This window comes from Rhizobium phaseoli (assembly GCF_001664385.1).
Classification (GTDB): Bacteria; Pseudomonadota; Alphaproteobacteria; order Rhizobiales; family Rhizobiaceae; genus Rhizobium; species Rhizobium phaseoli.
This window is the reverse complement of the sequence record NZ_CP013532.1, coordinates 2,237,951-2,251,771: the sequence shown is the minus strand read 5'-3', so window position 1 is coordinate 2,251,771 and position 13,821 is coordinate 2,237,951. Positions and strand designations below refer to the sequence as shown.

The following is a 13,821-nucleotide window of genomic DNA, read 5'->3' as shown; positions in this document are numbered from 1 at the left end:
ATGCGCGGGCAGGGGTGGGGCAAAAATTCTGTCTGCATTCGCCAGACATTCATCGATTGACGTTGATCGTGCGACCCTTCACAAAGTGCGGCGCTTTATCGGCCGCCAGCAGCGACGGCAACTTTTCGGGGACCCACGGGTACATGTGCATCAACGACGACCGTCATTCCCTCCGCAAAATTTGCCTTTTCCTTGCGGCTGTATTTTCGGCGCTTCTGATTTGGAGCGTATATTCCACGTCAGCGGCCGAATCGACCAATCCGTCGCCACCAATCCGGGTTATCATCGAATTGCCGAATGACGATTCCGGACGGGCGCTGGTCAATCGGATCGTTCCCAGCAATCAGGAACCGGCGCAGCCGATAGCTGCCCCTCAAGAGCCGGCACCGCAGTCGATTGCCACCTCACTACAGTATTTGCGCCAGAGGTTGCTGACGCTCCTCGATGCAGTCCCGACCCTTCCCGGGCAGATCCAGGCGGCGGTCCAGACCTTCCAAACGGATAATCATATCGGCCCTCTCGGCCTGATCTTGGCGGTCACACTCTTCGTCGCAGGCGGATTCGCTGCGCAGCGCCTTGCCTGGTGGTCCGGGCGAGGGCTTCTTCATTTTGTGCTGAATGCGCCTGCCGACACCGCCCGGCAACGGATCAAGCTGCACGCGAGCCGGCTTGCAATGGGCCTTCTGGCATTGGTCGGTTACCTGATCGGAAGCCTCGGCGCGTTTATCCTCTTTCCTTGGCCTGCCGTGTTTCGCGATATTGCGCTCATTCTGCTTTCCGCGGCGCTGATGGTGCGCCTCGGTGTGCTTGTGGGCCGCATTGTCATCGCGCCCGGTGCCCGACTGCCGCATATGCGTCTTCTGACGCTTGTCACCTCGCTTGCCTGGTTCTGGTACCACTGGCTGCTTGCAATCGTCGCCGTGCTGGCGGCTGGCTGGGCCGTCATCGAAGTGTTCCAGACCATCGGGACTTCACCCATCCTGGTCGACCTCTTTACCGCGGCTTGGCTCGGTGTCGTTTCAATCGCGCTGATCGCCATGATCTGGCTGCGGCATTTTCGTTCAGATGGGCCGACGGTGAACCGGCTGGTCTGTGTCGGCTTCAGCGCCAGCATCGTGCTGTCGTGGCTGTTATGGGTGTCAGGGCTGCGCGGAGCATTCTGGACGTTGATCGTCATGACGCTTCTGCCGCTGACCGTTTCCGTGGCTCGGGATATCATTGGCCGCATTATACGGTCCGGCGGCGAGCACGTCGTCGAAGATCCGGCCATCGTCGGATGGTCTGTCGTCATCATGCAAACGTTGCGCAATGGCCTTATCGTGGTCGCCGCGCTGCTCATTGCGCGTTCGTGGGATGTCAATCTCAGTGACCTTGCCGCAGCCGAGACGGTGACCACGCGTTTGATCCGCGCAGGAATCCGTATCGTTATCGTGCTGCTGGTGACCGATGTCATCTGGAAGCTCGCAAGCACGCTGATCGATAGTCAGATGGCACAGGCGTCGAGAAGTGCTCAGGCGGGGCATGAGGACGGACCCGACGCGCGCCGGCGTCAGCGGTTGAATACGCTGCTTCCCATCCTTCGCAATGTGCTGTTTCTGGCGATCGGGGCTGTCGGCTTCCTGATGATCCTGGATGCCGTCGGCATTCAGATCGGTCCGCTGCTGGCCGGCGCCGGCGTCGTCGGCATTGCCGTCGGCTTCGGTGCGCAAACACTCGTCAAGGACATCATCTCCGGCGTTTTTTATCTGTTCGACGATGCCTTTCGCATCGGTGAATACATTCAGGCGGCGAAATACAAAGGGACGGTCGAAGGTTTCTCGCTGCGATCGATCCGCCTGCGACACCATCGCGGTCCGGTCACCATCGTTCCTTTCGGCGAACTCGGCGCGGTGCAGAACCTCAGCCGCGACTGGGTTATCGACATCATCACGCTTACCCTGAACTATGACAGCGACCTTGAAGAGGTCCGCAAGACCATCAAGCGCATCGGCGTCGAGCTTCTGGAGGATGCCGAACTCGGGCCTAATATCATCGAGCCCTTGAAAATGCAGGGAATTGAGCAGATGGCCGATTACGGTGTGCAAATTCGGCTGAAGTTCATGAGCAAACCTGGTGAACAATTCGGCGTTCGCCGGAAGGCCCTTGCCATGCTCAAGAAGACATTCGCGGAAAAAGGGATCCAGTTTGCAACCCCGACGGTTCATGTATCCAGCGGGACAGGAGATGCAACGGCTTCCGCCGCCGCGGCGGAACTACAAAGGCCATCGAAAGTCGTCCCGACACCTCAGGAATAGCATCGGCGAGGCACAGGCGAAATTTGCGCTCTAAAAGGGTGGGCTATAAGGCGGACGACGGTATGCCTTTGTAATCAAATGACATCCTCGTGTTCCATAATCTATCTTATGTGATCTTTGTGTGTAGCCGGGTACATTCTATTTCCAAGTGCGACATGCCAGAAAAAACAATGGCTTGGTACATTCTATTTAGAGTAATGCGACAGTTGGGCCAGTTAGAGATGCGACGGTCTCGCCTCCTCGCCCGCCTCCCGGCTCCGCAAAGATGGACGCAGCCGTTGGCGCCGGCCTGACCGCAGTCCCACTCGATTGTCTTTCCTGCAACCAGATCGACGGTTTAGCGTTGCCTTAAAGAAACTGTGCAAGGATGCAAGCCTGTCATTCACACTGGCGACCTGATGAAGTTTCGAAGACATACAAAGATAATTCGCAACCTCGCGGGCTCTCTGATGAGCCATGCGAGCGCCTTCGCTCCGGCACTATTTGCGGCCATTATCGCAGCCATCGTCGTCTGGGTGGCAACGAACTGGCGGCTTGAGCGGTCGTTGGCCGACGAACGCTCGGTTGTTGCCGGCGAACTTGCGACGATGTCATCTCGACTTCAGACAAACCTCAACAGCAATGTGAAGCTGTTGCAAGGTTTGGCGGCGGGCATCGCGGTCGATCCGGCGATGGGCCAGAACAGATTTTCCAAACTTGCCGCGCAGATTCTGCAGCCTGATTCACAATTGCGAAGCTTCGCCGCAGCGCCCGACATGGTGGTCCAGTGGGTTTATCCGGAAACAGGAAACGAAAAGGCCATCGGACTCGACTACCGAAAAAATGAGAAGCAACGGGCCGCCGCGATGCTGGCGCGCAACACGCATAATATCGTCCTGACAGGCCCGGTGGAGCTTGTCCAAGGCGGAACGGCTTTCGTTGTCAGGTGCCCGGTCTATATCGATGACGGAAACAGCCAGATCTTCTGGGGTCTGCTTTCCGGAATTGTCGATATTCCGAGGCTATACCGGGATAGCGGCCTTAGTTCGACCGACCTTGAGATCGCCATCAGCACGACGCCGGAGCCGAATTCGGCCAAACAGGTCTTTCTCGGCAGCCTGGAAACTTTTGGGAAGAAGCCGGTCGTCGCCTCGGTCGATATGACTTACGGCCGGTGGTCTCTCGCCGCACTTCCCAGGAGTGGATGGGGCCAGAATAACGGCATCGGCACTTTTGAGCTCTATGCCAGTCTGTTGGCCCTGTGTGTTGTCGCGCCGATCGTCTGGGTGGGCTTTCTGACCAAATCCCGCCAGAAGACCATCGAAAAACTTCGCCTTCACAAGAGCAAGCTGGTCCGGGCCCGGCAGAGGCTGGAGCACCTGTCGCTGCATGATGCCCTCACCGGGCTACCCAATCGGCGGTTTGTCGACCAGATGATCTCGCAGCCGCCGCGGCCCGATCCGCAGGACCGTCTGATCCTCATCCATATTGACCTTGACCGGTTTAAAGAGATCAACGACACGAAGGGGCACGCCGGCGGTGACATGGTCCTGCAGACAACCGCTTCGCGGCTTGCCGATTTGACCGGCCCGAACGATGTCGCAGCGCGCATCGGCGGAGACGAGTTCGTTGTCGCCAGCTGGAGCACCGATCCCGAGCCTAAAGCAGCCGAATTGGCCAGACAGATTGTCGACGCGCTGCAGCAGACCATTTTTATCGATGGAGCTGGTTATGTGGTCGGCGCAAGCGTCGGTGTCGCCTGGGAGACTGAAAGCGCCCGCGACCGCGACCTCGGCCAGCTGCTTCTGAATGCCGATCTGGCGCTGTACGAGGCGAAGAAAGCCGGCCGCGGCCGCGCGGCCGTTTTTACCGAGGAGCTTCGCAGCGCGGCAATCCAAGCAAAAGAACTGGCGGATGAATTCAATCAAGCGCTCGAACGCGATGAACTCGTTGCATTCTTCCAGCCGCAGTTCAATGCAAACACGCTTGATATCGCAGGTGTCGAAGCGCTTGCCCGCTGGGCTCATCCGCGAAAAGGTCTGCTCGGCCCGAACGCATTTCTGGATGCTGCGGAAAAACTGGGGCGCAGCGGCGACATGGACAAGCTGATCCTGCAAAAGGCGCTGTTCGAGCTGACGCGATGGGACGGCTTGGGGATGCAAATTCCACGGGTCTCCGTCAATATTTCAGCGCGCCGGCTGGCGCAGGCAAATCTGCTCGCCGAGCTGTCCGCGCTTCCCGCAGCGAAGGGTCGCCTATGTTTCGAGTTGCTTGAGACAATCTCCTTCGACGAGCTTCAGCCTGCTCTCAACGAGGTCATTCCGGCAATCAAAGCGCTCGGCATTGAAATCGAGATCGACGATTTCGGCACGGAACATGCCAGTATCATCAGCCTGCTTCGATTTGAACCGCGGCGGCTCAAGATCGACCGAGAGATCATCAAGCCCATCATCGCCTCCCCCTCGCAACGCCGTCTGGTCTCCTCCATCATCGAAATCGGCCGGTCGCAGAACATCGACATCGTTGCCGAGGGCGTGGAGACAATGGAGCACGCGAAGATCCTGAAAGATCTCGGTTGCCATTTGCTCCAGGGTTACGCTCTGGCCCGGCCCATGACCTCGGATCAGTTGATCGAATTTTGCCGGATGAAGGGCACGGGAACGGCAAAGGCAAGCCGATAGCCTGCTCAAGCCGCCTCGGTGACGAGCTTCGTATTGAGGTAACTCTCCATTGCTTCAGAGCCGCCTTCCGAACCGTAGCCGGAGTCTTTTATGCCTCCGAAAGGCAATTCCGGCAGCGCCAGCCCATGATGATTGATCGACAGCATGCCGCTCTCGATATCGCGGGCAAGGGCTGCGCTGGTCTTTGCCGAAGTTGTATAGGCATAGGCCGCCAGGCCGTATGGCAGGCGGTTGGCTTCCGCAATGGCAGAATTGTAGTCCGAAAATGCGCTCACTATCGCCAAGGGGCCGAATGGTTCTTCGCTGAGCACGCGGGCATGCTGTGGTACGTCGGTGAGAACCGTCGGCTGGAAGAAGTTGCCGAGATTGCCGATCCGTTTGCCGCCGGTCGCAATCTTCGCACCGCGCATCACCGCGTCGGCTGTCAGCGCCTCCATGGCCCCTACCCGCCTCGCGTTGGCAAGCGGTCCCATGGTTACGCCGTCGCTCAATCCATCGCCGACGTTAATCGCCTCGGCCGCCTTTACCAGGCCATCGAGGAATTTGTCGAAGACGGGTTCCTGGATGAGAAACCGGGTCGGCGCCACGCAGACTTGCCCGGCATTTCGAAACTTCGCAGCGGCCAACAGTCTGACCGCGAGATCGATATCGGCGTCATCGAACACGATTGCCGGCGCATGGCCTCCGAGTTCCATGGTCACCCGCTTCATGTGGGCGCCGGCCAGGGAAGCCAGTTGCTTGCCGACGGCCGTCGATCCAGTGAAGGAAATTTTTCGGATAATGGGGTGCGGGATCAGGTGATTTGAAATATCGGCCGGAATGCCGAAAACGAGATTGAGGACGCCCGCTGGCAGGCCCGCCTCGGCAAAGGCGCGAACCAGTTCAGCGCAACTTGCCGGCGTCTCCTCCGGTCCCTTCAATATGATCGAGCAGCCGGCCGCAAGCGCGGCCGAAACTTTGCGCACGGCCTGGTTCAGCGGAAAATTCCAGGGGCTGAAGGCCGCCACCGGGCCGACAGGCTCCTTGACCACCATCTGTCTGACATTGGCCGCTCGTGGCGGGATGAGCCGGCCGTAGGCACGGCGGGCTTCCTCGGCAAACCAGTCTATGATGTCGGCAGCCGCGGCTGCCTCTGCCTTGGATTCGGCGAGCGGTTTGCCTTGTTCCAATGTCATTATTCGAGAGATCGCCGTAGTGCGCTGCCGCAGGATCTCCGCCGCCGCATGCATCAGCTTTGCCCGCTCGAACGCACTTGTGCGCCGCCACTGCTCAAACCCGGCGGCGGCTGCCGAAAGCGCTTCGTCGAGATCAGCAACGCCGACATTTGAAACACGGCCGATGACTTCGCCCGAGGCCGGATTGACGACGGTCAGATCGTCGTTCAAACCCTGCCTCCAGCGGCCATTGATATAAAGTTGAGTATTCGGATATGCCGACATTCAGCTCTCCACCGCCTCTAGTAGCCGAGCGCGCAACCATCTTTTCGATGATCGGAGGCGCCCAGCAGCGTGTTGTTTTGATCGTCTATCCAGATCGCCTGGGCGCCGCCGATCGCCCAATTCGGTGCGACGACCTTGAAGCCGCGGGCTTCGAGATCACGCCCGATCGAGGTTCGCAGAAGCGCTTCGGTTTCGATTGATGTGGTGCCGGGCAGCGGAAAGAGCCGAGGCAGATCAATCGCACTTTGTATGTCCAGATTGAAATCGAACAGCTTGGAGAGGAAGTGGGCATGGCCCATCGCCTGATAGTGCCCACCCATCACACCGAACGACAAGACGCTTTTGCCATTGCGGGTGACCAGACCCGGGATAATCGTGTGCATGGGCCTCTTGCGCGGCCCCATCGCGTTCGGATGCCCCTGCTTCAAACTGAAGCTCTGTCCGCGATTGTGGAACAAGACGCCCGAATTCGGCGCCATCAATCCGCTTCCGTAAGAATGGAAGATCGAGTTGATGAAGCTGGCGACATTTCGGTCCTTGTCGACAACCGAAATGTAGACAGTATCCGCGTGCTCGACGCCATCGATAATGGCCCCGGCATCGGCGATGGTGTTCAGGTCGATCCTGGCGGCAAGGCTGTCGGCGAGTTCATCGGACAACAGGAAGTCGACCGGAACGTTTGAGGCGGCCATGTCGGCGACCCATCGATCACGAGCCGCATAAGCCAGCCGCGTGGCCTCGACTTCGATGTGCAGATTGTCCACACCAAGCGGGTCGCCTTTGCGTTCGAACCGCTCCAGGATCTTCAGGATCATCAGAGCGACGATGCCCTGCCCGTTCGGCGGGCATTCATGCACCGTCCATCCGCGGTATGTCGCGCTGACCGGCTTCACATATTCGCCGGCAGCTGAGGCAAAATCCTCAATTGTATGGAGGCCGCCAAGGGAATTCAGCCGGGTCACCATGTCGGCTGCCACCGGACCGCGATAGAAGCCGTCACGGCCCGACTTTGCGATCGTTTCCAGCGTCTGCGCCAGTTCCAGTTGAAATTGAACCGATCCGATCGGCGGAGCCTGATCATCGATCAGGAAAAGGCGACGGGTCGATGAATCGCGCAGCAGCAAGTCGCGTTGGTTCGAAATGTCGGCGGCAACCCGTGGCGTGATCGCATAGCCGTCGCGCGCCAGTGCAATTGCCGGCGCAAGAATTTCCGACAGCGGCATCCTGCCGTGATCGGCAACGAGGCGGGTCCAGGCGTCCACCGCCCCAGGAACGGTCACCGCATGCGGCGATGATCGCTCGATCGAAGTGATGCCGTTTTCCTGAAACCAGGCGAAATGCGCCGCCGCCGGCGTGCGTCCCGAGCCGTTATAGGCAAGGACATCATCATTTCCATTCGACGCCAGCAGCGCAAAGCAATCGCCGCCTATGCCGGTGGATCCGGCCTCCGCGACACATTGGACGGCACAGGCGCCGACGGCGGCGTCGATGGCCTTGCCGCCGGCTTTCAGGATCTCGATCGCGGTCAAAGTCGCCATCGGGTGCGATGTCGCGGCCATCCCATTACGGCCGACGGCCATCGATCTTCCCGGCAATTCGAAATTTCGCATATCGTCGCTTCCTTCGCTCAATAGAGGCCGGTTGCCCTCGCCCAGGTATAGGTATCATTCAATGCGCGCGTGGAGCGATCGAACAATTCGTGGATCTCTGCCTCGGTGATGATAAGCGGCGGGCAAAGCGAGTAGTTGTCGCCAAGGGCGCGCGTGATGACGCCATGAACCTGGGCCTGCTTGCCTGCGTGAATGGCAATGCCGTCCGTCGGCTTGAACTGCTCTTTCGTTTCCTTGTTGCGAACCAGTTCAAGGGTGCCGATGAGCCCACGACCGCGGGCGTTGCCGACGAGCGGATGGTCGCCAAGTTCGTTCAACCGCCGCTGGAACACCGGGGCGATGGTGCGGACGTGGCCAACGATGTCACGTTCCTCGTAGATTTTCAGGGTTTCCAGGGCGACGGCCGTCGCGACCGGATGGCCGCTATAGGTGAAACCGTGACCGAATGTTCCGATTTTCTCGCTCTCGGCAACGACAGCGGAATGGATCTTTTCGTTGATCATCAGGGCGGAGATCGGCTGGTAGGCTGCCGAAAGCTGCTTTGCCATGACGATCATATCCGGCTGGAGCCCGAAGCTTTCCGAACCGAACATCGTGCCGAGCCTGCCAAAGCCGCAGATGACTTCGTCAGCGATCAGCAGCACGTCGTATTTCTTGAGGATCGCCTGGATCTTCTCGTAATAGGTCGGCGGCGGAACGATGCAGCCGCCGGATGCCATCAAGGGCTCGGCGAAGAATGCGCCGATGGTTTCCGGCCCCTCGGCAAGGATCATCTGCTCAAGCGAGTTGGCACAGCGCGTCGCGAATTCTTCCTCCGTTTCGCCCGGGCGGCCATAGCGATAAAACTCCGGGCAATCAGTATGCAGCACCCGATCAATCGGCAGATCGAAATCGCGGTGATTGTTCGGCAACCCGGTGAGGCTGGCCGAAGCAATGGTCACGCCGTGGTAAGCCCGCATGCGCGAGATGATCTTCTTCTTTTCGGGCATGCCGATGGCATTGTGATAGTACCAGACAAGCTTCATGGCCGTGTCGTTGGCCTCGGAACCCGAATTGGCGAAGAACACTTTCGACATGGGAACCGGTGAAAGCTGAATGAGCCGTTCGGCAAGCTCGACCGCCGTCTCATGCGTTTTGCCGCCGAAGCTGTGATAGAACGGTAATTCCTTCATCTGGCGGGTCGCGGCGTCTACCAGACGTTGTTCGCTGAAGCCCAGCGACGCGCAGAAGAGCCCGCCAAGACCTTCGATGTATTTGTTGCCTTCGCTGTCGACGATATGGATCCCCTCGCCCCTGGTGATCACCAGCGGGCCGTCCTTCAGATGCTGCGAAGCGTTGGTATAGGGATGAAGAACAAACGCAGCGTCGCGGGATTCGACGGAGTTGAGAAGGATGGTCACAGAGGTTCTCCAAATGTGGGTCTATTTCAATGGCGGCTCCTGGCAAAGCTCTGCCGGTCAGCCGGCGCGACCTACTCGGTGCACCGGCTGCCAATTGCTGCCGTGGGAGCTTAATCAATCAAGGGATGTCTTGATCCACTTCTGCGCCAACTTGTTGATCGTGCCGTCGGCTTCCGCCGCTTCGATCGCCGCGTCGAACATCGACTTCAACACCGTGTCGTCCTTGCGAAGACCTGCCGCGATCCCCTGTCCAAAGACCCCGCCTTTGAAGGTCGGGCCGGCGATCTTGTAGTCCTTGAAGTCGTCCTTGCCGAGCGTTGCGGTCAACGACGTTTTCTGCGCGACGACGGCGTCGATGCGACCGGCCTGGAGGTCCAGATCATGCTGCTCGACGGTCTTGTATTCTCTTGGATCGACAACGCCCTTGAAATAGGTGTCGAGAAAGACTGCGTTCGCCGTCGACACCTGGGCGCCCACGGCCTTGCCTTTGAGAGCGTCCCGAAGCGGCTGCAATTCCTGCTCGACCTTCGCCTTGTCCGCAGCGAGGTCGACCGTCGTCCCGGTCCCCGGCAGATCTGCAAGAGGACCGGTTTTCTCGACCATGAAAGCGGCGGCGGTCGGAGCATAGGGCTTGCTGAAGGAGATGACGGCAAGGCGCTTTTCGGTCACGATCATTGAGGCCATGATGGCGTCGAATTTCTTGGCCGTGAGCGATGGAATGAGCCCATCCCAGTCCTGCGCCACGATGGTGCATTTCACCTTCATGCGCGCGCAAAGGTCATTGGCGAGATCAATCTCGAACCCTGCCAGCTTGCCGTCAGGACCGGTAAAATTCCAGGGCTCGTAGGCTCCCTCGGTCGCAATGGTGATTTCGGTTGGCTTCGTCTGCGCAGCGGCAGCGCCGGCCGAGATGACGCCGAGCAAAGCGGACGTCAGCAAAAGCTTTGATACTTGCATGTTTTTATTCCCCTTTTTGGTGCGCCCTGCCCTTTCCCAAGCAAGGCGGTTGCAGACTCCGCGACATCCGTTTGCTAGGACGCGCGAACCTTGATTGCCTCGGCCGCAAGACAGAGGAGTTCGAACAAAATCTGAGCGGCAATTTGTGCCGTATTCGACGTCGGGTCGTATTGCGGAGCGATCTCGACAACGTCGCCGCCGACAATGTTCAAGCCGATGAGACCGCGCAGAATGCCAAGCGCCTGCGCCGAGGTCAGGCCGCCGACTTCGGGGGTTCCCGTGCCTGGCGCAAATGCGGGATCGAGAGAATCGACGTCGAAGCTGACATAGGTCGGCCCCGCCCCGACGATCTCTCTCGCCTTGGCGATGACGGCGCTGATGCCGAGGTCACCGACCTCTTCCGCATGAATGACGGTCATGCCTGATGCATACGAGAATTCCCATAGATATTCGGAATTGCCACGAATTCCGATCTGGATCGTCCGCCTGGGATCAAGCACACCGTCCAGAACCGCCTGGCGAAACGGTCCGCCATGGTGGAATTTGCATCCTTCGAACGAACCGCCCGTGTCGCAATGCGCGTCGATGTGGATCATTCCCACAGGGCGATCCTTGCCGACGGCTCTGAGAATCGGAAGGCCGACAGAGTGGTCGCCGCCGACGGCCAGGGGCAGGACTCCCGCTTCTACCAATCTGCGGACAAATCCTTCGATATCGGCATGGGATGCGGCAAGATCAAAACGGCTTTTGAACGGAACATCGCCAATATCAGCAACACGGGCGTGGGCGGTCGGGACAGCTCGCATGACATGATCGTAAGGGCCGACCCGGTCGACGTTGCGTACGGCTCGTGGCCCAAACCGCGCACCGGATCGGTTCGTCACCCCGAGATCCATCGGAATGCCGAAAAGCGCGATATCTATATCAGCAAAACTGGGTGCGGCGTCTGGACGATACGGGGCCTTCAACAATGTCGGGACGCCGCAGTAAGGCGCCTGGCGACGATCGCCCTCGCCGAAGACCAGGTCGGCCACCTTGCGAAACTCCGGATCGAACATCTCACCGCCTGAAGCGTTCGAAAAGCGCTCCCGCAGTTCGTCCAGACTGAGAATCTCCGGCATCGTACCTCCAGATGTTGCGACCAGATCGCGGGCGACTTTTGAACGCCAGCGAAAAGACGATTGCTTGTTGTAGTCAACATTGTATACATAATCGTATTCTTCTTGATCGAGCAAGAGGGAAAAAGTTATGGTGACGCTCACCGAGGGGTGAATGAACCAGAGACGGAAGGGGAATCGATTGGCATCGACCAAGACAGAACAGCGAGGATCGTTGCGTGAGAGCACCTATCTGCAATTGAAGGATCTGATCCTCACCGGCCAGCTTCGCCCCTCCGAGCGCCTGTCGGAAGTGACGCTCGCCAAGCGCTTCGGCGTCAGCCGAACGCCGCTGCGCGAAGCGCTGATGAAGCTGGAAGAAGAAGGGCTTATTGTCGGTCAGCGGAATTTCGGCTACACGGTTACCGATCTCGACGTCACCAAGTTCTGCAATCTGCTGGTCGTTCGCGAAGCGCTCGACGTTTGCGCCGCGCAACTCGCCTGCGAGATAGCGAGCGAGGAAGACCTCGATCGGCTCCGTGACGTCATTGCCCAGATGGTTGAACTGAAGGATACGACGAACAGGACGCCCTCTGACGCGGCCCGCAACCTCGACCTTGGACTATACATCCATCGCGTCATCGTGGAATCGACCCGAAACGAGGCCCTCGTGAGGGTGACGGATCAAGTTTATCAGCAGCTTCGCCTGGCCCTGTGGCTGGAAGTTCTCTGGGTGGACCTGGAGCACACCGATCTCGACGAACACCGGGCGATCGCAGACGCCATCTGCGCACGCGACCGGGAGGCGGCGGCCGCAGCAGCAAGAGCGCATGTGCAAAGCTCGCTCAAAAACATGTCGAAGCTCCAGCGCATCTGGGCGCATCGGCGCGCAGCCGACTGACGCGCAACCCGATCTTTTACCAAGGGGTCCCCGCATGGCACCTATCGACAGTTACCTGGCTCTCGTCGGCTTCGAGCAGACGGGTTGGGGTTGGCTACTACTGACTGCGGCCGCGATGACCATCGGTGTGTCCGTCTGCGGCTTCCTGACCGGAACGTTGATCGGGACCGTCATTACCTTCATGCAGCTGTCCCGCCACCTGACCATCCGGTGGCTTGCGGATTGCTACACGACCGTTCTGCGCGGCGTGCCCGACCTTCTGGTCATCTATCTTTTCTATTTCGGCGGCAGCGCATTGCTTGGATCCTTGGGCGGCCTGTTCGGCTATCAAGGCTTCATTGGAATGCCGGCATTTTTGACCGGAACCCTGGCGCTTGGCGTGGTTTCGGCGGCCTATCAGGCTGAGGTATTTCGCGGCGCTTACAGGTCGGTTGCACGCGGCGAACTCGAAGCCGCCAGCGCCGTCGGCATGCGGCCATGGCCCAAATTCAGGCGCATCGTTGCCCCCCTGGTCCTGCGCTACGCTATTCCAGGGCTCGGAAACACCTGGCAGCTCGTCCTGAAGGAATCGGCATTGATCTCCGTCACGGGTCTCGTCGAACTGCTGCGCCAATCGCAGATCGCGGCCGGATCGACGCGCCGGCCGTTCGAGTTCTACCTGACGGCGGTCGTTCTTTATCTCATCATCACCTGGCTTTCATCAATCCTGTTCAGACGCATGGAAGCGCGAACGATCCAGGGCACAAGGAGAGCGTTGTGATGGATCTGGGCTTTATGTGGGATACGTTTCTCACGCTTCTGACCGGTTTGCCGCTGACGCTTGAGCTTGCCGTCACGTCCGTCGTGGCAGGCAGCGCGCTGGCGCTGGCGATCTCGCTCCTGGCCGTGACCGGCGGTGAAATAGGCCGAACCATAACCCGTGCCTATGTCTTCGTCTTCAGAGGGTCGCCGCTTCTCGTCCAAATGTTCCTGATCTATTATGGCCTCGGCCAATTCAGACACGGCCTGCAGGACCTCGGCGTCTGGGGGTTCTTTCGCGAACCCTACTGGTGTGCGGTGCTCGCCCTCACTCTGAATACTGCGGCCTACTGCAGCGAAATTTTCCGGGGAGGACTGCTGGCCGTCTCCGCTCAGGAGATCGAGGCGGCTCGCGCTTGTGGCATGTCGGGCATTCTCTTGTTCAGACGGATCATCCTGCCGATCGCCATCAGGCATGCGCTGCCCGCTTACGGCAATGAGATCATCTTGATGATCAAAGCAACAGCGCTCGCGTCTGTCATCACGATCATGGAAGTTACCGGTCTGGCTGGAAAACTGATCGCCGACAGCTTCCGCGCTTTCGAGATCTTCATCGTCGCCGGCGCGATCTACCTCGCGATCATTTTCATCGTCACACGGATGCTCATGGCGGTGGATTTCTGGCTTTCGCCTCATATGCGTATGCGGCTGCAATCTTAAACGGG

General features: G+C 59.2%; 10 protein-coding genes. 5 read left to right on the top strand and 5 right to left on the bottom strand.

Annotated features, from left to right (window positions below):
- Window positions 1-143 precede the first annotated feature (143 nt).
- Together AMC88_RS10935 and AMC88_RS10930 are read left to right on the top strand one after the other, a co-directional pair.
- On the top strand, window positions 144-2,294 hold the full coding sequence (locus tag AMC88_RS10935; RefSeq protein WP_064825278.1) for a mechanosensitive ion channel family protein: 2,151 nt from the start codon (window positions 144-146) through the stop codon (window positions 2,292-2,294).
- A 398-nt stretch (window positions 2,295-2,692) separates the two neighbouring features.
- A complete protein-coding gene (locus AMC88_RS10930) occupies window positions 2,693-4,954 on the top strand; it encodes a bifunctional diguanylate cyclase/phosphodiesterase (RefSeq protein ID WP_064825277.1) in 2,262 nt (753 codons plus the stop codon).
- A gap of 5 nt (window positions 4,955-4,959) precedes the next feature.
- On the opposite strand, the gene AMC88_RS10925 is transcribed toward AMC88_RS10930, so the two are convergent.
- From AMC88_RS10925 to speB, 5 genes are all read right to left on the bottom strand, one after another.
- Window positions 4,960-6,393 (bottom strand): NAD-dependent succinate-semialdehyde dehydrogenase, encoded by a 1,434-nt coding sequence (locus tag AMC88_RS10925; RefSeq protein ID WP_064825276.1) that lies wholly within the window; start codon window positions 6,391-6,393, stop codon window positions 4,960-4,962.
- Window positions 6,394-6,410: 17 nt separating this feature from the next.
- On the bottom strand, window positions 6,411-8,003 hold the full coding sequence (ggt, locus tag AMC88_RS10920) for a gamma-glutamyltransferase (RefSeq protein ID WP_064825275.1): 1,593 nt from the start codon (window positions 8,001-8,003) through the stop codon (window positions 6,411-6,413).
- A 17-nt stretch (window positions 8,004-8,020) separates the two neighbouring features.
- On the bottom strand, window positions 8,021-9,403 hold the full coding sequence (locus AMC88_RS10915; RefSeq protein WP_064822036.1) for an aspartate aminotransferase family protein: 1,383 nt from the start codon (window positions 9,401-9,403) through the stop codon (window positions 8,021-8,023).
- A gap of 114 nt (window positions 9,404-9,517) precedes the next feature.
- Window positions 9,518-10,360, bottom strand: coding sequence for a transporter substrate-binding domain-containing protein (locus tag AMC88_RS10910; RefSeq protein WP_012483827.1), 843 nt, complete (start codon window positions 10,358-10,360; stop codon window positions 9,518-9,520).
- Between the two features lie 74 nt (window positions 10,361-10,434).
- Window positions 10,435-11,481: an agmatinase gene (gene speB, locus AMC88_RS10905; RefSeq protein ID WP_064825274.1), complete on the bottom strand. Its 1,047-nt coding sequence runs from the start codon at window positions 11,479-11,481 to the stop codon at window positions 10,435-10,437.
- Window positions 11,482-11,632: 151 nt separating this feature from the next.
- On the opposite strand from speB, the gene AMC88_RS10900 reads away from it, so the two are divergent.
- From AMC88_RS10900 to AMC88_RS10890, 3 genes are read left to right on the top strand one after another with little or no spacing between them, the layout of a single operon-like run.
- Window positions 11,633-12,358 carry a GntR family transcriptional regulator gene (locus AMC88_RS10900; RefSeq protein ID WP_064825273.1) on the top strand — a complete coding sequence of 242 codons (726 nt, stop codon included), beginning with the start codon at window positions 11,633-11,635 and terminating at the stop codon, window positions 12,356-12,358.
- A 34-nt stretch (window positions 12,359-12,392) separates the two neighbouring features.
- Entirely contained in the window at window positions 12,393-13,118 is a 726-nt protein-coding gene (locus tag AMC88_RS10895; RefSeq protein ID WP_064825272.1) for an ABC transporter permease, read from the top strand.
- A complete protein-coding gene (locus AMC88_RS10890; protein ID WP_064802632.1) occupies window positions 13,118-13,816 on the top strand; it encodes an ABC transporter permease in 699 nt (232 codons plus the stop codon). The genes AMC88_RS10895 and AMC88_RS10890 overlap by 1 nt, the downstream gene beginning before the upstream one ends.
- Window positions 13,817-13,821: the final 5 nt, after the last annotated feature.